Genomic DNA, 20,018 nt, shown 5'->3' with positions numbered 1-20,018 from the left:
AAATTTGCTAGCTAATAAAAAATGTAATAAAAAAGTTGTTCAAGATAAGATAGTATAGAGAACCATTATGGCAAAAAATCCCCTTAAACCAAACTATTATATAGCAATATTAACTCTCTGCTTTTCTGCAGATCTTTTGGCTGAAGAACGAAAAAGTAATCCACAAGATACCATCATCGTTACTGCTGACCGTAACGAAAAAAGCGTATGGGACAGTTCGATATCCGTTAACGCGGTCAATCGCGATGAAATTGAAAAACTTAATGGTGACTCGGTGGTCGAAGCACTACGTGACATTCCTGGGGTTGAAATTACCGATAACGCATTAGCCGGACGCAAGCAGATCATGATCCGTGGTGAAGCCCCTTCACGTATATTAATGTTGATTGACGGACAGGAAGTTACTTATCATCGTTCAGGACATGGTTCGAGCGCTGGAGTATTAATTGACATGGAATCCGTTGAACGCATAGAAGTCATTAAAGGGCCTCACTCTGTATTATTTGGTTCACAAGCTATTGGCGGTGTGGTTAATTTTATTACACGTAAAGGCAGTAAGGATGGGAAACCATTTAATGGTGATGCAAAACTAGTCTATAACCAGTCAACCGATGGTTTTACTGAAATGGGTACAGTTAACGGCACCATCGATGGAATATTCGATTACCGTATTAGTGGCACTTACTCTGAAAACAATGATCGCAAAGCTTATCAAGGTAAACTACATGATACTGATTTTGATAATAACAGCTTAAGTTCATGGTTTGGACTCAACCTTGATAAACACAAATTTGGTCTATCACTCGATCGTTACAAACTTAACACTAAAACTTATACCGACAAAGATGACAACTCACCAGAAGTAAAAGAGTTTTGGGTAAAAATACCTAAACTAAAACGTGAAAAGATCGGATTCTTTTATGATTATGATGTCGATGGTGACTTGTTGAAAAAACTGCATTATGATGCTTACGCCCAAAAACTAAATCGTCAATTTAGAAACCATGTTGTTGTATCACCGGCTCCGATTATGAAAGTAACCACCAACACGGCTACCAATGACGAACAAAAAACCTATGGTATGACATTCCAATCCGACATTGAACCACGTAAAGATATGAAGCTCATTACTGGTATACAATATCAACAAGATAATGTCGATCAAGACTCACACAATATTGTTATAGCAAAAATGCCTTCACCAAGAGCAAGCTATACCCAACACAAATACTTAACCAATAAATGGCAACAATCTAGTATCGCACTATTTGGCCAAAATGACTGGAATATCACCGATGATATTTCTTGGAATTTGGGTGCTCGGCAATATTGGGTCGAATCAAAACTAAAAAATGGCCACACTACTATCAACAAAATCCCGGCTATGGGTTCAGCAACCTCTAGCTATAAAATTGATGGTAAAAAGAAAGATCATGACAATAACTTTGTTATATCGTCAGGATTAACTTATTCAGGCATTGAAAACACTCAATTAAGGGCCTCTTTTGCCCAAGGATATGTTTACCCAACTCTTGCTCATCTTTATGCAGTTACCTCGGCGGCTTCACAAACCATCTATGGAAATTCTCATCTAAAAGCTGAAAAATCGAATAATTACGAAATTGGTTTGCGTTATAATAACAACAAATGGTTAGTTGATGGTGCTATCTATTATTCAGATGCAAAAGATTACATTACGCAAATGAACTGTAATGGCTCAGCAATTTGCGATGGTGCATCGGGACGTAATGTTACTTATTATGGTAATGCCAACAAAGCCAAGACCCATGGTTTAGAATTAAGTCTTGAATATCTCGACCTACCGATAAACCCTTATCTCAAAGGGAACTACCTAAGCCGTAAAATCGAAACCGAAACCTACAGAACACGAGACACCGGCAATCCCCGCTTTACAGGCAACGCTGGGATAAAACACACTGCTTATTTTGAAAAATTTGATATTGATTCTGACCTATTTATGCGATTTGCTACCAAAGCCACACAACGCAGTGATTCAGCCGTTTACCACTACAGTGGCTGGTCCACATTGAACTTATCAACTACTACGTCGTTTGGAGCTGATCGCCAGTACCATATTGGATTAGATCTCAACAATATCTTAAACAAAAACTATACCACAGCTTACGAATCCATTCCTGCGGCCAAGTTTCACGCAATCGTCAGCGCCAGCATGAAATTCTAGTAATTGCTATACTCGATTATATAAGAGAGTGAACTGGGGGTATCAAAAACCCTGGTTCACAGTTTTTTTACTATAAAAAACTTCAATCCAGAAAAAATAAACTCGCCCCAATTGGCGCGAATAGTTCACTCATTTTTTGACGATAAGATATTGTTTTAAGGTTGAAATTAGTGTTTTTTTCGCTTGAATCAATTGTTACCAAGAAGCCGAAATTGTCAACCCTTTAACCTCACAGGATAATTCGATAACATGTGATCCACTCAAATTATTAATCAATGGTTAGGAACCTAGTTTTGTTTGATTTTCCAAACAGACTGTTTTGTCAATAATAGGTGTGTAACAACTATCATAAGTTAAATACAATGCATCTAACAATAGTATTTGGATAACCATTGTTAGGTGAAATGGATATTTTTAATATAATGTAACCTTTATATCACTGAAACGCTCCAACCGATTATATATATCTACTAATGCAAAATCGGTTGGTTTTTATCAATTATCTTTTCTCTTATTACTCAAAACTGTTTTTTATATTTTACCAAGTTGATTTAGTTATAAGGATAGACACACACGCCTAGCGCATCGTTTTCTCGAGGGTAATCCCAACCAACGGTGCCATCAAGTGTGTAAACATCAAAGAATGCTGCTGGTTTATTAGGATCAGGGTTGGGTTCATCACCTATATCTCTAGTCCAATAGCCGTATTCGTAAAAGTTAACTTCTGTTCCGTAGAATTGGTTGTAACTCAAGTTTCCCCACTCCGAAAAAAAGCCTGCACCGATTATACGTTGAAAAAAATTACTGGTTGATGAAGGGGTAGCGCCTTTAACGCCTTCACAGAACCCAAGAGCTCCAGCTCCACTGCAAACTGAATTTGTTAAATCCTTAACTTGAGGAAGACGATAACCTATTTTTCTACACCAATTTGCCATCTTCTCATTATTTGCGTATATTCTGTTACGATTAACAAACCATTTTTTTAATACAAAACCGTATTTGACAATTGCAGGACCGCTATCATCGTATCTACCGACTAATTCAAATGTCTGTGGTAAATTAGGTTTGTCTATTTCACTACTAGGCTCATCGGCCTCCCATTGTGGTTTGGTAGCAGCTGGACCTTTTAGTGTAACTCGAACCATTGTAGCATTAACTATTTCACCATTACTATCAACATCGTATCCAGCTTTAACAGTAATACCCTCCCGTTTAACTTCTTGCCATTTCAATTGTTGAACACCACCTATATCTAAATAAAAATGCAGCTCATTAGCACTAGTAGTCGGAAAGTTTAATCTATAAGTAGCTTGTGGGATGTAACCTTTATCAGGATTCCACATGTCAACGGGACCGTTAAAATTATGAACATTCGAAACCCGAGGGTTATTAACTAAATTTGGTCTAACAAAACAGATCGATGGACTGGCTTTAGGACTGATATAATAAGTCACACTCCGTGTGCTAATATTAGTTCCATTGGGAACACCATACCTAGTTTTTAACAAAGCATTTGTATTACTCAATGTAACTTTATAAGGTGCGTTACAAATTTCTAATCTAGTGTTACGTGGCACAACCTGATTATTTTTATCAGTAATAACTAAATTTAAATCACCTGAAATTGTGAAGTCATCATCTCCGTCATCATCCTTCCAATAATTGTATGGTGCGCCAATGAGAGAACTTAATTTGACTGAGTTTGAACCAATTGGTACCGCCATATTAATATCTGCGAGAGTCTCCCCAAGATTAGGCAATTCAATGGGTATAGTTGATGAACTGTTTGTGACTGGAGTTATCTCTCTTCCGTTAGATAAAGTAATTTTGAAAAACTCATCATCTAAGCTAGTAACCTTAGTTTGACCATTGTCGAGTGTTAAATAAGGCGCATTACCATTAATGGTATTAAACGTTTGGGATATTAATGCTTGGCTACTGAATGAAAATGACAACATAAACGCCAAACTTAAAATGATCTGCCGAGATAAAAAAGATCTTAATGATGATATTAAAAGTTGATATAAAAATAAACTATTGTGGAATAGAGAACTATGATTACTAAAATTACGCCAATTTAAATCATAAATTGGATAGCGGTTGTGCAATGTTTGCTGTTTGCTGTTTGCTGTTGAAAATTATAGTGCATTTCGACGTTCCTGTCAAGTAACTTAATGATTAATTGAAGTTTTTTATATATTAAATAAATATTACTTGATTATTTCACTTAAGAGTGTGTAAAGAGTATAAGGACGGAAAAAGAACTGCGCAACCTTTTTATAATTTAAATTGTTAGCTTTTGTAAATTGTCTGGTTAATTTACGCTTCATTTAGTTCATTAAAGTTGATAATTTTGCGTTTAAAAACTAGTCTTCAATTTTTTTAATGAAAAAAGTCATCTATTTAAAAAAACTGGCTTTTGCCCTTTATTTGCTGTCTTATAGAATTAGCTGTTATAATCAATTTTTCTATTTTTTAGGAAGATAGTTATGTATATTATTTATGGGATTAAAAACTGTAATACCATGAAGAAAGCATTTACTTGGCTTGATGATCATCAGATTAGTTATCAATTTCATAATTATAAAACTGAAGGTTTGTCGGCTGAGTTGTTAAGTCGTTTATTAGAACTTGTTGATTGGCAAAGTTTGTTAAATACTCGCGGTACCACTTGGCGTAAACTTGATGAGGAAATACGCCATAAAATTGATAATCAAGATGCCGCTATGAAGATTATGTTAGCTAATCCGTCGATTTTAAAGCGTCCATTACTTGTTGATGGTAAACGGGCTCTATTGGGCTTTTCTGACGAGAGCTATTTGAAATTTATTAATCCTAAACCATAAGATCGAGATCACTATGACCGAACCTGTTATTGCATTAACCAAAGCATTGATTGCCGAAAGATCCATAAGCCCCGATGATAAAAACTGCCAAAAGATGATCATCGATCGTTTAAAACCGTTAGGCTTTGTGATTGAAGAGGTGAATATAGGTAAAACCAAAAATCTTTGGGCTTATCATGGTAACGGTAAAACTCTAATGTTTGCCGGTCATACAGATGTGGTGCCAGCCGGTGATGAAAGTAAATGGCGTTATCCGCCTTTTGAACCAACTATCGATGAAAATGGCGTACTTTATGGTCGTGGAGCGGCTGATATGAAAAGTGGTGTAGCGGCAATGGTTTGTGCCGCCGAGTCATTTGTCAAAAAATATCCTAATCATACAGGTCGAGTAGCGTTTTTACTAACTTCGGATGAAGAAGCTGAAGCGACTGATGGCACGGTTAAAGTGGTCGATTTACTAATTAAACGCCAAGAAAAGATCGATTATTGTATTGTCGGAGAACCTTCCAGCGATAGTGTACTGGGTGATCAAATCAAAAATGGTCGTCGTGGTTCTTTAACTGCAAATCTCGTGGTGCATGGCATTCAAGGCCATGTTGCTTATCCCCATCTTGCGGATAATCCAGTCCATAAGTTTGCCCCAGCTTTAAACGAGTTAGTAACCACCGAGTGGGATAATGGTAATGAGTATTTTCCTCAGACGACCATGCAAATAGCCAATATTAATGGTGGAACTGGTGCCGAAAATGTGGTTCCAGGTGATTTATCGGTACAGTTTAACTTTCGTTATAGTAGTGAATTGACAGATGAAATGATTAAAGCAAAAGTCAACGCGATTTTGCAAAAACATAATTTGAACTATACTTTGAAGTGGCGATTATCTGGTCAACCATTTTTAACCCCACAAGGGGAACTTACTGAGGCAGCAGCTAGTGCTATAAAAAACTTTACTCAACTTGATAGCAAATTATCTACCAGTGGAGGAACTTCTGACGGACGGTTTATTGCAAAATTAGGTTGTCAAGTGATTGAATTTGGCGTGTTAAATAAAACTATTCATAAAGTGAATGAAAATGTGAATTTCCAAGATGTCATTACATTACAAGCTATCTATATCGACATTTTAGAAAGATTGTTACTTGCTTAGTTGGTCGATTTTATTGTGATGAGGCGTAAATTGTAAAGACACGATATGTTAATTGCTAAAATCAACTTTTAAGGGGATTTAAATGGAGTGGCTTAAAGATTATTGGTGGGTAATTCTAATTATCTTAGTAGGAATCTTTATTAACACAATTAAAGCGCTGAATAAATTAAACTATAAACATTATTTGGATAAAAAGAAAGGAATTAAACCTATTCCTTATAATGATGATGAGGACGACGATTGGCCAAGTCGTCCTCAACAAAAATAATTTACCGTTTATTGATAATTATTTTTTCTTGCAAAGATAGTTTGATTTGAATAACGATCAACCCACATCGCTGTGGCACCACAAACCGCTATCGGCATAATAATCAGATTTAATAATGGTACCATGGTAAAAAAGCTGATTAAAATACCAAACAGTAAATTATCGAAGCGATCATACCTTAATATCTCACGCATACGTTTAAAAGGAATTTTGTGGTTATCAAAAACGTAATCAGCATATTGGATATTGATTTGCCAAGCTGTAAATAAAAACCACACAATCGGTGTTACCAATTGCCCGACCACAGGAATCAAATAACTAATCAAAATTGGGATAGCCCATAATAAGTAATAGCCAAACTTTTGTAGTTCACGTTTTAATATCCGTGGTAAGTCTTGTATCAAACTCATTAAAGAGACATCCGGCACCGCAACACCAGTTAATTTTGCTTCCACCTGTTCAGCAAGCAAACCATTAAATGGGGCCGCGATAATGTTAGCAACGGTACTAAAGAAGTAACAGAATAAGATGACTAAAGTTAAAATCACGATACCACTTATTATATACCCCAACCAATGTAACCAACTCGGTATGAATGATAATCCCCAATCAGTCAGACCAGTAATCGATACAAAAAACCAATAAAATAGTGCTGACATAATAACAATATTAGCTAATAACGGTAAAAACACAAAACGTCTTAAACCTGGACTAAAAGCTAAAGACCATCCTTTTATAAAGTAATCAATACTTGATTTAGGTTTTTGGTTGTTATCAGAGGTGGAATATTGATGTTGTGATTGGTGTTCTAACTTAGGTGTTGTCACAATGAGTTCCTCTTACTTAATATTGATGTCATTTTAACCATAGATTAAATCAGACAACAACTTACTTTTTTTAATCAAAAATCAATCAATTTGGCATACTGTTTGATAATTTTTAAGCCACATTTTTACCTCTTGTTTAATGGCTAGCTGTAGTTCATTTCTACCTGTTAATTGATATTGTTTAATCAATGACCGTTCACTATTTTTGTTTTGCAATAATGCAGCTAATAATGGCATTGGTATTTTACTATTATTTTCGTTATGTTTCAGTAAACGACAAAGTGAAGGGTACGATGCTTCAAATGGTCGATGGTAATGACAAAATCCTTGTAAGTCTTGGTAATCTTGCGGTGTTAATGCTTGCTGCTCATCAACGGTTACTAACTCACTAATCGGTAAATCAATAATAACATTAAGCCAATAACCATTTCTCATTAAATTTTGCGCTAAACGTTGAGATAGTTCATGACCTTGCTGGGAAATAGGCTTTATCATTATCACAGAATGGCTACCTGAACTGGCTTGTTTATGGCTAGCAATATGTACTAAGGTAAAACCACAAATACGCCAAAATTGATAATTTGCTTCATTGTAAGCAAAACTTACTGAGACAAAATCATTATTCTGTCTCTTTGCTTGTTGATAGATCTGCGCTACTAAATTTTTTGCAATTTGTTGGCGTCGATAAGGTTCAATTACAGCAATACGATTAATTCTAACCGATTTTAATTTAGCCGCTAATTTGTCACCTGCATGTGCAACTAATGATTGTGCAACAAGATTACCTTTAGGTCGGCGTAATCCTTTCCATACAGCATCAATTAATTCTTCTGACAAACTACCTTCATCAATGGTAACAGCCGCAGCAACTAGTTGCTCAGCCCTTTTTGCTTGCCAAACCAATAAGTTCTCTGCATCAAATAATCGTCTTAAATCCACTAAGGTTGTTTGATAATGTGCTATTTTTAATAAATAATAGACTGATTTAAGTGTGTCTATATCTTTTTTTTCAATAAGAGAATAACTAATATTGTGCCCATTAGTTTGCGATTTTATATTTTCATCAATTATACCATTAAGTACTAATTTATCACATAGTTGCTCAAGCTGATCATTCTCTTGCCAGCGAATAGGTGAACTCAGATAAAATCGCTTCACGATATAGTTGTCCAATAATTTTAATAAAAAACCTTGGCCTGTTCCTTCATAACCTTCGACTGTAGTGGTTAACAAAATTTTAGTTTGTTTAGTTAATGCTATTTGTAATAGTTGCTCTAACATTGGCAATGGAATCATTGCCGCTTCATCAATAATTAACCATTGAGGAAATGCATAATCGTCCATTGTGATTAATTGATCAGGAGCATAAAACGGCGAGCTTGGTTTAGCAAAGCGATAAAAAGTTGTTAACGCATTTTTATTTGGTGCAGTAACCCAGCAATCATGATGATGAGTAAACTGACCTGCTAAAGCTGATTTACCTCGCCCACGTTTGGCAACAATTAAATTTAAACGATTATCGCTTTGTAATAGTTGGGTCAAGACCCCCTGCTGTTGAGTTAAATCGCTTTGCGTATCATTCAATGAGGTAAACATTGGTGGTTTTTCTGTAGCAAATTCTGAAAAAGTTTGTTGCAGATGACAGACAAAATTGGGCACAGCAATCGGCATAGCGGATTCATTCCAACGCAAACTATCTTGGTCAACCCAATGAGTAAAATCACTGGGTAAAAATAATATTAGCACACTACCTTTAACTAAAGTTCCCACTAACATCGCAAAAGCTTCTAGATTAAAGCTTTCGGTAGCGTCAAAGATAGCATGCTTAAATTCTTGTCCAAGTAATGATTTAGTTTGATTGGGTTGAATGTGATTTCTAATTGCTACGGGCAAATTGACTTGTTTCGTAATCGCAAGCCAATCTCCCGGGTGCTGTTGAATGATTGGACTAATTTGATGAAATAAATGGGTATGTGAACCATTTAATACCCAAAGTTTTCTGGTGTTATTTGTCATTAATTAACTTTTTCCAATCAATAGCGATAAAATCCCCGCTGCAATCAACGGACCGACCGGTATCCCTTTGAAAAAAGCCACACCAATCAACGTACCAATAATTAAGCCATTTATTATGGTTGGATGAGCGCCAATTAATGATACACCGCGTGTCCCAAGCCAAGAAACTAAAATCCCAACTAAAATAGCTAGCAATGATTGCCAAGTAGTGAATGATTTTAAAATATCAGTAATATTTAATGAACCATCAGCCAATGGCACCATCATTGCCGCCGTTAAGATAACAATACCAATGGTTAATCCATATTGATTTAAGAACGGAAAATAGCTTGCTAGTGGCGTTAATTTAAATAACAACAGTAACAAAACGGCAAAAGTCACTGTGTTATTATGCGTGATATAACACAGTGCAGCTAAACCTAATAAAACAAAGAAAGATATATCAAATTGGGCAAACATTAAAGCGGAACACCAATACGTTTGGCAACCTCTTCGTAAGCCTCAATCACACCACCTAGACCTTGGCGGAAGCGATCTTTATCCATTTTTTTCAGGGTTTGTTTTTCCCATAAACGGCATCCATCCGGTGAAAACTCATCACCTAAGGTGATTTCCCCCTTAAATAGACCGAACTCTAATTTATAATCAACTAGAATTAATCCGGCTTTATCAAATAGTTCGGTTAAAACGCTATTGATTTTAAAGCTTAGTGCCTTCATGGTAGCTAACTGTTCATCAGTTGCCCAGCCAAAGGCTTTACAATGTGATTCATTAACCATTGGGTCATGCAAAGCATCATTTTTTAAAAAAAGTTCAAATGTCGCTGGATTGAGTATTTTACCTTCTTCAACTCCCAAACGTTTAACTAATGAGCCCGCAGCACGGTTACGCACTACACATTCAACCGGCACCATTTCAAGTTTTTTTACTAATACTTCATTGTCTGACAATAAGGCCTCAACTTGGGTGGGAATGCCTGCTTCACGCAACTTAGTCATAATAAAATAGTTAAATTTATTATTTACCATTCCTTTGCGATCTAATTGTTCAATGCGCAGTCCATCAAACGCCGAGGTATCATTACGAAACTCCAGAATCAATAGATCAGGATTGTCAGTGGTGTAAACAGTTTTTGCTTTACCACGATAAAGCTCAGCCAACTTTTTCATGTTTATAACCTTATATCAATTTACCAATAAATAATTAAGGAGCTATACGCCCCCTTAATTTCAAATCTAGTTTTGTTACCTTGCTATTTCAATCTTAAGCTAAGATACCTAAAATTAATCCGCTATTAGGTTAAAATAGACTAGATAACAGCTGCGTTTTAATTCGTTTAAATGAAAAATTATTCAATCATTAACCTACCGACATTTACTGATTCTACCTTTAAGGTTTTATTTTATATCGATATGGATTTAATCATTAATCATTTTTTTTATTTTCATCTGTACTGTCTTTAACCGGCACTGTCCATAGCGATTCAGGAGCGACATCATTCATTATGTGATTAAATAATCCAACCACATAACGCTGGACCTCAATTGGTTGTGACATAAGATTTTCACCACCACGAGTTAATGCACTTAACACAATAGTGATAGTTTCAGCATTGCCATGCATTTGGCGTGTCACGACAAAAGAGGCATTGACTGGTTGTTGTTCATCTTTACGAGTAATAATCGCATCATTGATTTTAATGGTTGTACTATCGCTCGAACTCACCAAAATGTTCTGTTTGTTTAAAGTATTCGGAATATTATTCCAAATACCATAACTGACTGGCACATTAAAGGTGACCGTACCATTTTTATAAAGTACAAAAGCATCTGGTATAGTAGAAATAGTTAAAACGGGAGGACGAATATCTAGCTGTTTACCAACGGCACCTTCAACATTATTATTAATAACATAATATTCACCCACCTCTTGTGGTACGGAAACGCCTTCAGGAATAATTAACGATTTTAAAGCGGGTGCATTGAGATAATCCTCATTGCTATCAACCTCGCGTTTATAACGTTGATCGTTACTACATCCAACAAGAAACATAGAAGTAATAACCGATAAAACAGCTATTTTCTTTAAGGTTTTGCTTTTCAATTCAGTTTTATTCAACATAGATTTCTGCTTTTTAATTAAGGTTATAGTCAATATTAAAGTAATTTAGCATCTTTCAATGCTTGCTCAACCACTGGGATAGATGCGTCACTTAATTGCACTAGCGGTAAACGGATAGTACCATTAGCCATTAAACCTAAGCGAGTACACGCCCATTTAGCTGGCGTTGGATTAGGTTCTATAAATAAATGGGTATGTAGTGCCATTAGAGAATCGTTCAAATTTCTTGCTTGTTGGATTTGGTTATTAAACGCCAATTCACAAACGGTTGCGACTTGTTTTGCCGCTACATTAGCTGTGACCGAAATAACACCGTCACCACCTAAAATAATAAAGTCCAAGAAAGTTGCATCATCTCCACTTAATAACTTAAAGTCATCGCCAACTAATTTACGTGTCTTATAAACACGAGATAAATCACCTGTTGCATCTTTTAGTGCAATAATATTTTTAATTTTAGCTAATCGTCCTACCGTTTCAGGTTTAATGTCACTACATGTACGACCAGGAACATTATAAATAATTTGTGGTAACGGTGAGCTTTCGGCAATAGCTTTGAAATGTTGGTATAAACCTTCCTGAGTTGGTTTATTATAATAAGGCGCTACGGTTAAACAGCCAACCACACCAATATTTTCAACTTGACGCGTCAATTCAATTGCCTCTTTGGTGGCATTTGAACCGGTACCAGCAATAATATCGATTCGACCTTCTGCATAATCGATAGTGCGCTTAATAACATCAATATGTTCATTATGATCGAGCGTTGCTGATTCGCCAGTAGTTCCCACAGATACAATGGCAGAAGTGCCGTTTGCAATATGATATTCGACCAATTTTTTTAAGCTTACATGGTCGACATTTCCTTTCGAATCCATTGGAGTAACAAGTGCGACCAAACTTCCTGTAAACATAAAGTGACCTCTCATATTTTTGATTGTAATAACAACTTAAAGATTAAAAAAACTGCGAATAAGTATGCGATATTTCTTATTTAAATTCAACTTTTGTTATGCAGGATTATCAATATCCACAAAAATAATTTGTAAGTCATAGTGGTTAGCTAACCATTCACCTAATCTTTTAATGCCATAGCGTTCAGTTGCATGATGACCGGCGGCATAAAAATTAATGCCATATTCTCGTGCAATATGAATTGTACGTTCAGATACTTCACCGGTAAAAAAAGCATCCACACCTTGTTGAGCGGCTGATTCAATAAAATCTTGCCCACCGCCACTACACCATGCCACTCGATTAATCACCTCTGGTGCATTATCTCCACAAAATAAAACGGAACTACGGCCATTATGGAGTTTTTGTTCAAGTTGTTGTTTAAATTCAAGCGCAGTTAAAGGACTATTGAGCGTCCCTTTAAAAAGTAGATCGGTAATATCCTCACGCGCATCAACCGTAATATCAAACATGTTCCCAAGTAACACATTATTGCCCAATACTGGATGACCATCTAACGGAAGATGGTAACTATATAAATTAATATCGTGACTGAGTAACGTCTTCATTCGATTATATTTAATACCAGTGATAGTTTCAGGCTCGTTCTTCCAAAAATAACCATGATGAACCAAAACCGCATCAGCACTAAGCTCGACCGCTTTATCTAACAACAATTGACAAGCCGTTACCCCAGTAACAATTTTCTTAATTTCCGGTCGACCTTGAACTTGTAAACCATTAGGCGCATAGTCACGATATCGCGACACTTGTAATTCGTTATTGATAATCTGTTGAAGTTCTAATTGATGCATAATAGCCTCTATGCGAATTGAGTATCAGTTTTATTGATTTCCCGAAGTACTTCAGGATGAGTATTTGCAATTTTAATCAATACTTTTGCTGGTCCCTGAGGTTCACGCCTTCCCTGTTCCCAGCCTTGTAGCGTTTTTTTAGATATACCGAGTAAGTTGGCAAACTCTGATTGGCTCATACCTGTTTTTTGTCTAGCTTCGGCGGCGGAGGTTAATTTAACTCTAGCGGTTTTACCATTTTGACCAGTTAACATCTTATCCACTAAAACACTTAGACGTTTGCCGAGTTTTTCATCAGTACAAATACCATTTTCCTGGAGTTTTCTATTTTGCGTCATAGTTAAATTCCTTCTATATTAAGAGTGTCATCTAACGTATTTGGTAAATATGAGCTTCTCAAGAATCAGATCATTGTACCTCATTGACGTATAACCTCAACTATTATTCAGCGATGCGAATAATATATTATGATTAATCAAACTTCGAGAATTAACTTACTTACAATTTAAGATTTATTTTAACCGAATTAAATGATAAATTGTCGCATCTTTAAACAGTAACATTGATTAAAAAAGAGAATTATTGTGCCTATTTTTGGAATTGGTTTAAGTACGCTTTTTGCGGTATTTTTTGCGATTCATGCGATAAAAAACAATCAGGATCGTTATTGGATATACCTTTTATTTATGTTCCCAATTGTTGGGTGTCTTGCTTATTTCGTTGTTTGCTACTTACCTGATATTCGGGCAACCCGCACTGGTTATGAAATTGAATCATTGTTACGAAAGGCTATCGATCCACAACGTGAACTACGCGAAGCGCAGAATAAATATGACTTGTCACCAACCGTCGATGCCCAGATTCGCTTAGCGAAAGCGCTGGTCGACAACAATCGTGCTAATGAGGCCCTAGCCTTTTATCAACAAGCATTATCCGGCATTTATAAAACCGCACCAGACATCTTGTTGCAATTTGCTAACGCTTTATATCAAGATAAACAATTCAACAAAGCCAAAGAAACACTCGACTACCTTCGCGAAACCAACCCCAACTACTATTCGGATGAAGGTCATCTACTTTACACTAAAATTCTGGTTTCGCTCAATCAAATCGAGCAAGCCAAAGAGGAGTTTGAAGCACTTATTGATTACTATCCAAGCTTTGAAGCTATCTCTTACTATTTGCAAACACTGATTGATTGGAATGAGATTAATAAAGCAAATCAAGTTTTACAAATTATCGATCACCGCTTAAAGCATTTACCTAAACATGCTAAAAAACTTAACAATCAATGGATTAGAGAGATTAATCAATCACGACAAAAATTGAGTTCAATTGATCGTCAATAATTTATTGATAACGGATTTAATCTATGTTTAATGTTTTAAATTGATTCTAGTCGAAATAGCTAAAAACTGGCATAATATCATTAATTTTCGTAAAAATAAGACAACTATTGTGCCGAACGCTAAATTATGTGAACGTTTTCGTGGATTTTATCCAGTCGTTATTGATATTGAAACTTCGGGCTTCGATCCCCAGCAAAATGCAATTTTAGAAATTGCCGCCATCACTTTAAAAATGGATGAGGATGGTTTTTTATTGCCGGATCAAACCTTACAATTTAACGTCAATCCTTTTGAAAACGCCATTTTAGAACCAACCGCTTTAGCCTTTAACGGCATTGACCCTGATAACCCTTTACGTGATGCCGTTGATGAAAAAGTTGCATTAGAAGCAATATTCAAAGTGGTTAGAACCAGCATTAAAGAAAATGAGTGTACCCGAGCGGTGATTGTTGCCCATAATGCCCATTTCGATCACCGTTTTTTAATGGCTGCATCAGAGCGAGCGGGGATTAAACGTAATCCTTTTCACCCTTTTGCCACTTTTGATACAGCTTCACTTTGTGGATTAGTATTTGGTCAAACCGTTCTTGCCAAAGCCTGTGAAGCAGCACAAATTCCCTTTGATCATAAACAAGCTCATAGCGCTTTATATGACACCGAAAAAACCGCGATTCTATTTTGTGAAATCGTGAATCGTTTTAGACGATTAGGAGGTTGGCCATTAGCGGTTGATGAGTCGGAAAATGAAGAATAGTAAGATTCCATATCAAGAAATAAAAAAGAGAGCTTGAATGCTCTCTTTTTTTGCATCATCAATTATGATTTATGCTTTTCAGCTGTCTCTTTAATTAATGTTTGTAATTCACCAGCTTGGAACATCTCAAGCATAATATCACAACCACCAATCAACTCGCCTTCAACCCAAAGTTGTGGAAAGGTTGGCCAATTAGCAAATTTTGGCAATTCAGCACGAATATCCGGATTTTGTAAAATATCAACATACGCAAACGGCACACCACATTGCGATAACACCTGCACCGCTTGAGCAGAAAAACCACAACTTGGTAATTTTGGCGACCCTTTCATATACAGTAGAATTGGATTTTCAGCAATTTGCCGTTTAATCTTATCAAGCGTTGTCAATTCAGTTGTCATTAGGTTGATTCCTTAATATACGATAAAAATAAAGACGCTATTTTAGCGTAGAACTATTGCAAGTTATATAGATTTCAACTTTCACTCTAATAGATAAATATAACTTAATGGGCATTTTTTTATTGAGGACTAATTTTAACAAAATGATAGCTAAAAAAACGAATTGTTCAAATTTTTAACGCTAAAACCTTTTCTTAAATATTAACCATCTCAAATCAACGGTCACATCAGTTTTTCATATTGTTACTGTTGTTTAACTAATTATTAGTGTTTATTTCTATAGTTCTTTTTTGACCAAAACTAAGGTACAGTACAAAGACCTCGGAGTAGTATATCGCTGGAATGCGAATTGATATGACCATTATTTGAGTGAACGGAAAAATACCCTCCCATATTTGAAGGATCAATCGTCCAGTAGTTATGATTGTCTTGTTGATTACCATTATAATAGTCCATATAACCCCACTCGGCGAAGAATCCTGCAGCGATTATACGTTGATAATTATTACCGTTTGACGGTGGAGTAGCGCCAACCGAACTCTGACAAGAAGGGCTGCTCCATGGTCCAGCACAAATCGAATTAGTTAAATCTTTAACATGAGGAAGCCGGTAGCCTATATTGTTACACCAGGATAAGGTACTATCATAAGTGTAATAGTTATGATCACCACGATTAACATACCACTGTTTTAATTGAAAACCATATTTAACCACCACATTCCCGTTGCTATCTCTACCTACTAACTCAAACGTTTGTGGTAGTACAGGTTTGGCAACTCGTCCTGGTGTATTTGAGTTAAATTGTGAATCTTTAGCGGCTGGTCCCGTTAATGTCACGGTAACTCGTGAACCCGTAGAATCAGGTGTTATCTCAGCGTTGATACCTTCATGTTCAACCTTATCCCATCTTAAAGGTCTAGCCCCACCTATATCCAACTCAAAATACAATTTATTCATTCCTGCGGTAGGAAAATTCATAGCATAAGATGATAATGTTGTAGACTGAGGAATAAAACCTTTATTAATGTTCCACATTGAAGATGGCCCACGAAAATCAATACCACTAATTTCGGTATTTGAACCATAAGCTAATTGTGGTCTGACAAAACAAATTTTTGGTTCTATCTTAGGATTAATGTAATACGTTGCATGACTACCCGTAAAAAGACTCCGATTAGGAATACCATATTGAGTTGTTAATTCACCACTGGTACTAATTAATGCTAGTTTATATGGTGCTCTACAGATATCCAAAGCTGCATTACGCAATACTGTTTGGTTATCCTTATCAGTGATAGTTAAACTTAAATTACCGGTTGCTGAAATACCCAGAAGGTCATGACCATCACCATCATCATCTCCCCCAAAATTATATGGCGAACCTATCACTGAATTTAATGCGATCGAATCATTATCAATCGGAATATACATATTAACATTAGCTAATGTTTCACCCAGATTTGGCAAAATTATTGGTTTGATTGACGAATTATTATTGGCTGTATATTTTCTTCCATCAGATAAACTGATACTTAATAAATAGTTGGTATTATTAACTCGAGTTTAACCGCCATCGAAGGTGAAATAAGGTGCATTTCCTTGAATAATATTCGTTGTATAAGCCGATAAAGCTTGGCAACTAATTGAAAACGATAGGAATAGCAGTGGTGCTACAGCTAAATAAATCCTTGAAAATAAAGATAAAGTATAAGGGATATTTAAAAATCGATGAAAAAACGGACTATAGGAGAATTTTAAACATTGGTCACCTGAATTAGCTAACTTTATAATATAGGTTAGACAGGTTGTGTGTTGTGTGTTGTGTGTTTAGAATTATAAATCATTCCGACGTTCCTGTCAATTAACTTTATGTTTAATTTGCATTTTATAACTCTGACGGGCTAAATTGTAGCCGTTCAATTCCTTTAAAAGGTTAAAATAGTATAAAGACCAAAAAATATCCCCGCAACATTTTTAATCTTTTTATTATCTATTTTTGTAAAAAAGATCATTGAATTAACCGCATATCGAAACATAATATACTGAGGCTAAACAAAAAAATAACGCCTGTATTCTCGCCACAAATAGTCACTCTTAATGATAAAATTTATAATTAAAAAAACGCACCTTAGTTTAATTATTAACTATTTTGATAATTTAGTGACTGACTTTGATAATTTCGAGGAGAATTATAAAGTACAAAAATCCCTTTCCTTAGCTGGTTTGTTAGCACAAACATCGCACCTCAATAATACCCCCCTGTTGGGGTAGATAATTAAATTGTTCTACAACATCGCCGTAATCCAGCATTCGGATATTGAATTTATGAATTAATTATAATACTTAACTCATTTAGTTTTTTAGTCAGTAGGAATAGGTGCATGATCTGTTACGCAAAATGCCGTTCTTAGGAAAATGTTAGGAGCATATCCATAAATGCCGCCACCTTGATGGCCTACAAGAAAACCATAGGTTATATTGTTATATTCAACTATTCTCCTCGTCCAATAGCCTGCATTTGGATCAATACTTTCATCATATTTCGATATTATTCCCCATTCAGCTAAAAGACCCCCGCCGATTTTACGGTGGTAATTATTACCTAATGAGAGAGGTTTAATACCAGATTGGGCTCGGCAACTACCATCATTAGTTGAACCGATTGTATCCGAGCAATACGCGTTAGTTAAATCCGTAATATCTGAAAGTTTATATCCTACTTTTTCACACCATGATTTTTGTGCAAGAGCAAATGCAACTCCAGGTACAGGATTAGGATTATTATCCTCATCAGCTAGGTCAGACATAAGTTGATCATCTTCCGCACTTCGTTTCTTATCTCCTCGATAAACGAACCACCGCTGCAAATTAAAACCATACTTGACGACTTCTCTATTATTACTGTCACGACCAATTAACTCAAATACCTTAGGTAAAGATGGCTTCTTGATGATAACACCTGGCTCCGGATCTCTTATTTGTGAATAAGTCGCAGAAGGTCCAGTTAGGGTGACACGAACACTGTTTTTTGTTGAATTGTTCATAGTAGCAGTAATTCCATCATGAGAAACATTTTCCCAAATTAAGGCCTTATCATTACCAGCAATAATCAAATCAAAATATAAATTATTAGCGCCAGTAGTCGGGAAGTTTTTATTATATGTTGACTGTATGAAAAAGCCATTATTAGGATCCCATTCATTTTCGTTAGGCAAACCAGCATAGGGGCCTTTACCTAACTCTAAATTTGGTCTCGCAAAACAGATTGAAGGTGTTGGCTTAGGATTAATATAATAAGTCACATTACTTGCGGCAAAATCAATACTTTTAGGAACACCATAACTCGTTTCTAATTTACCTTCTGTATTAGTTAATTTAACTCTATAAGGTGCATTACAAATCGTTGGAACGGTATTACGTGATATAATTTGATTATTTTTATCAACAATAGACAAACTTAAACTACCGGTGGCTGTTATACCATTAAGGCCTTGACCATCACCATCATCATCACGCCAATAATTATAAGGTGCGCTAATAAGAGAATTCAATTCAACTGAATCCGAGTCAGCTGGTATCACCATACCAATATCAGCAAAACTCTGACCAAAATTAGGTAAAACGATAGGATTTGTTTGACTTGAAGTATTGGTTGCAGGGGTATATTTATCCCCATTAGAAAGGGAGATTTCAAGTAGACCATCGGCATTTATTACTGGCGTACGACCATCGTCAAAAGTTAAATATGGTGCACTACCATTAATTACATTCGTAGTTTTAGACGTTAATGCATGGCTAGAATAGGCAGTTATTATCAAACAACTAAACATTATCCCCAGAAAGAATCGATATAAGGATTTCGATAAAACCCTAGTAATTCTGCGCAATTTAGATAAAAAATTATTTTTGACGAGAAATAAAAGTTGGGAACTTAATTTTAACGAATTTAAATTATAGGTTGGCCATGTTGGGTGTTGGGTGTTGGGTGTTTAAAATTATAAACCATTTTGATGCTCTCTGTCAATTAACATTCTGTTTAATTTATATTTTATAATTCTAATAGACTAAAATATAGCCGATAATTACCTTTAAAGTTCCGCGATAGTATAAAGATCGAAGAAAACCTCCGCAATCTATTTTCATCGATTAATTGTTAACTTTCGTAAAGATGATCATTTAATTATCTAAAATGACAACCTCTAATGTTTATTGTAACTGAGGAATAAGCGCTTTACCTCTTCTTACAAACTTAAAGGATTCAACAATAAAAAGTTTTATTTTAGTGAAAAATAGTTGTTTTTATGCGTATATAAAAAA

At 35.6% G+C, this 20,018-nt stretch carries 18 protein-coding genes; 6 read left to right on the top strand and 12 right to left on the bottom strand.

Annotated features, from left to right (window positions below; translation table 11 throughout):
- Positions 1–67 precede the first annotated feature (67 nt).
- Entirely contained in the window at positions 68–2,203 is a 2,136-nt protein-coding gene (locus DKK79_RS05380) for a TonB-dependent receptor plug domain-containing protein (protein ID WP_110423161.1), read from the top strand.
- Between the two features lie 551 nt (positions 2,204–2,754).
- Here the strand turns inward: DKK79_RS05380 and DKK79_RS05375 are convergent.
- On the bottom strand, positions 2,755–4,161 hold the full coding sequence (locus DKK79_RS05375) for a hypothetical protein (RefSeq protein ID WP_110423160.1): 1,407 nt from the start codon (positions 4,159–4,161) through the stop codon (positions 2,755–2,757).
- 531 nt (positions 4,162–4,692) lie between these two features.
- On the opposite strand from DKK79_RS05375, the gene DKK79_RS05370 reads away from it, so the two are divergent.
- The 3 genes from DKK79_RS05370 (at position 4,693) to DKK79_RS05360 (ending at position 6,464) form a co-directional block, all read left to right on the top strand.
- Positions 4,693–5,049 (top strand): ArsC family reductase, encoded by a 357-nt coding sequence (locus DKK79_RS05370; RefSeq protein ID WP_110423159.1) that lies wholly within the window; start codon positions 4,693–4,695, stop codon positions 5,047–5,049.
- A gap of 13 nt (positions 5,050–5,062) precedes the next feature.
- Positions 5,063–6,196 (top strand): succinyl-diaminopimelate desuccinylase, encoded by a 1,134-nt coding sequence (gene dapE / locus DKK79_RS05365; RefSeq protein WP_110423158.1) that lies wholly within the window; start codon positions 5,063–5,065, stop codon positions 6,194–6,196.
- Positions 6,197–6,278: 82 nt separating this feature from the next.
- On the top strand, positions 6,279–6,464 hold the full coding sequence (locus DKK79_RS05360; RefSeq protein WP_110423157.1) for a YpfN family protein: 186 nt from the start codon (positions 6,279–6,281) through the stop codon (positions 6,462–6,464).
- Positions 6,465–6,472: 8 nt separating this feature from the next.
- On the opposite strand, the gene cysZ is transcribed toward DKK79_RS05360, so the two are convergent.
- From cysZ to DKK79_RS05320, 8 genes are all read right to left on the bottom strand, one after another.
- Positions 6,473–7,291 carry a sulfate transporter CysZ gene (cysZ, locus tag DKK79_RS05355; RefSeq protein ID WP_110423156.1) on the bottom strand — a complete coding sequence of 273 codons (819 nt, stop codon included), beginning with the start codon at positions 7,289–7,291 and terminating at the stop codon, positions 6,473–6,475.
- An 81-nt stretch (positions 7,292–7,372) separates the two neighbouring features.
- Positions 7,373–9,307, bottom strand: a complete 1,935-nt coding sequence (locus DKK79_RS05350; RefSeq protein WP_110423155.1) for a GNAT family N-acetyltransferase — start codon at positions 9,305–9,307, stop codon at positions 7,373–7,375.
- A gap of 3 nt (positions 9,308–9,310) precedes the next feature.
- On the bottom strand, positions 9,311–9,766 hold the full coding sequence (locus DKK79_RS05345; RefSeq protein WP_110423154.1) for a DUF441 domain-containing protein: 456 nt from the start codon (positions 9,764–9,766) through the stop codon (positions 9,311–9,313).
- Entirely contained in the window at positions 9,766–10,476 is a 711-nt protein-coding gene (gene purC, locus DKK79_RS05340; RefSeq protein ID WP_110423153.1) for a phosphoribosylaminoimidazolesuccinocarboxamide synthase, read from the bottom strand. The genes DKK79_RS05345 and purC overlap by 1 nt, the downstream gene beginning before the upstream one ends.
- A gap of 256 nt (positions 10,477–10,732) precedes the next feature.
- The gene (bamC, locus tag DKK79_RS05335; protein WP_110423152.1) at positions 10,733–11,428 is read right to left on the bottom strand and encodes an outer membrane protein assembly factor BamC; all 696 of its coding nucleotides are present in this window, start codon (positions 11,426–11,428) and stop codon (positions 10,733–10,735) included.
- Between the two features lie 35 nt (positions 11,429–11,463).
- Positions 11,464–12,342, bottom strand: a complete 879-nt coding sequence (dapA, locus tag DKK79_RS05330) for a 4-hydroxy-tetrahydrodipicolinate synthase (RefSeq protein ID WP_110423151.1) — start codon at positions 12,340–12,342, stop codon at positions 11,464–11,466.
- 96 nt (positions 12,343–12,438) lie between these two features.
- Positions 12,439–13,197, bottom strand: coding sequence for a Nif3-like dinuclear metal center hexameric protein (locus DKK79_RS05325; RefSeq protein ID WP_110423150.1), 759 nt, complete (start codon positions 13,195–13,197; stop codon positions 12,439–12,441).
- A gap of 8 nt (positions 13,198–13,205) precedes the next feature.
- The gene (locus DKK79_RS05320) at positions 13,206–13,535 is read right to left on the bottom strand and encodes a helix-turn-helix domain-containing protein (protein WP_258363434.1); all 330 of its coding nucleotides are present in this window, start codon (positions 13,533–13,535) and stop codon (positions 13,206–13,208) included.
- Between the two features lie 246 nt (positions 13,536–13,781).
- Between DKK79_RS05320 and DKK79_RS05315 the strand changes: the two genes are divergently transcribed.
- Together DKK79_RS05315 and rnt are read left to right on the top strand one after the other, a co-directional pair.
- Positions 13,782–14,546, top strand: coding sequence for a tetratricopeptide repeat protein (locus DKK79_RS05315; RefSeq protein WP_110423149.1), 765 nt, complete (start codon positions 13,782–13,784; stop codon positions 14,544–14,546).
- A gap of 106 nt (positions 14,547–14,652) precedes the next feature.
- A complete protein-coding gene (gene rnt, locus DKK79_RS05310; RefSeq protein ID WP_110423313.1) occupies positions 14,653–15,300 on the top strand; it encodes a ribonuclease T in 648 nt (215 codons plus the stop codon).
- Positions 15,301–15,362: 62 nt separating this feature from the next.
- Here rnt and DKK79_RS05305 read toward each other — a convergent pair whose 3' ends face one another.
- The 3 genes from DKK79_RS05305 to DKK79_RS05295 all read right to left on the bottom strand — a co-directional run bounded on the left by DKK79_RS05305 (position 15,363) and on the right by DKK79_RS05295 (position 19,519).
- Positions 15,363–15,689: a Grx4 family monothiol glutaredoxin gene (locus DKK79_RS05305; RefSeq protein ID WP_110423312.1), complete on the bottom strand. Its 327-nt coding sequence runs from the start codon at positions 15,687–15,689 to the stop codon at positions 15,363–15,365.
- Positions 15,690–16,001: 312 nt separating this feature from the next.
- Positions 16,002–17,168: a hypothetical protein gene (locus DKK79_RS05300; protein WP_146211987.1), complete on the bottom strand. Its 1,167-nt coding sequence runs from the start codon at positions 17,166–17,168 to the stop codon at positions 16,002–16,004.
- Between the two features lie 893 nt (positions 17,169–18,061).
- Positions 18,062–19,519 carry a hypothetical protein gene (locus tag DKK79_RS05295; RefSeq protein WP_146211986.1) on the bottom strand — a complete coding sequence of 486 codons (1,458 nt, stop codon included), beginning with the start codon at positions 19,517–19,519 and terminating at the stop codon, positions 18,062–18,064.
- Positions 19,520–20,018 lie beyond the last annotated feature (499 nt).

This window comes from Gilliamella apicola, assembly GCF_003202915.1.
Taxonomy (GTDB): domain Bacteria; phylum Pseudomonadota; class Gammaproteobacteria; order Enterobacterales; family Orbaceae; genus Gilliamella; species Gilliamella apicola_Q.
The sequence above is the reverse complement of the archived record's forward strand: the minus strand, read 5'-3'. Positions and strand labels throughout refer to the sequence as shown.

Bases quoted from the DNA above. Each gene is read 5' to 3' on its own strand.
- DKK79_RS05345 (WP_110423154.1), bottom strand. From the start codon at position 9,766: ATGTTTGCCCAATTTGATATATCTTTCTTTGTTTTATTAGGTTTAGCT.
- dapE (WP_110423158.1), top strand. From the start codon at position 5,063: ATGACCGAACCTGTTATTGCATTAACCAAAGCATTGATTGCCGAAAGA.
- dapA (WP_110423151.1), bottom strand. From the start codon at position 12,342: ATGTTTACAGGAAGTTTGGTCGCACTTGTTACTCCAATGGATTCGAAA.
- DKK79_RS05350 (WP_110423155.1), bottom strand. From the start codon at position 9,307: ATGACAAATAACACCAGAAAACTTTGGGTATTAAATGGTTCACATACC.
- DKK79_RS05320 (WP_258363434.1), bottom strand. From the start codon at position 13,535: ATGACGCAAAATAGAAAACTCCAGGAAAATGGTATTTGTACTGATGAA.
- bamC (WP_110423152.1), bottom strand. From the start codon at position 11,428: ATGTTGAATAAAACTGAATTGAAAAGCAAAACCTTAAAGAAAATAGCT.
- DKK79_RS05380 (WP_110423161.1), top strand. From the start codon at position 68: ATGGCAAAAAATCCCCTTAAACCAAACTATTATATAGCAATATTAACT.
- DKK79_RS05360 (WP_110423157.1), top strand. From the start codon at position 6,279: ATGGAGTGGCTTAAAGATTATTGGTGGGTAATTCTAATTATCTTAGTA.
- DKK79_RS05370 (WP_110423159.1), top strand. From the start codon at position 4,693: ATGTATATTATTTATGGGATTAAAAACTGTAATACCATGAAGAAAGCA.
- purC (WP_110423153.1), bottom strand. From the start codon at position 10,476: ATGAAAAAGTTGGCTGAGCTTTATCGTGGTAAAGCAAAAACTGTTTAC.
- DKK79_RS05375 (WP_110423160.1), bottom strand. From the start codon at position 4,161: ATGTTGTCATTTTCATTCAGTAGCCAAGCATTAATATCCCAAACGTTT.
- DKK79_RS05325 (WP_110423150.1), bottom strand. From the start codon at position 13,197: ATGCATCAATTAGAACTTCAACAGATTATCAATAACGAATTACAAGTG.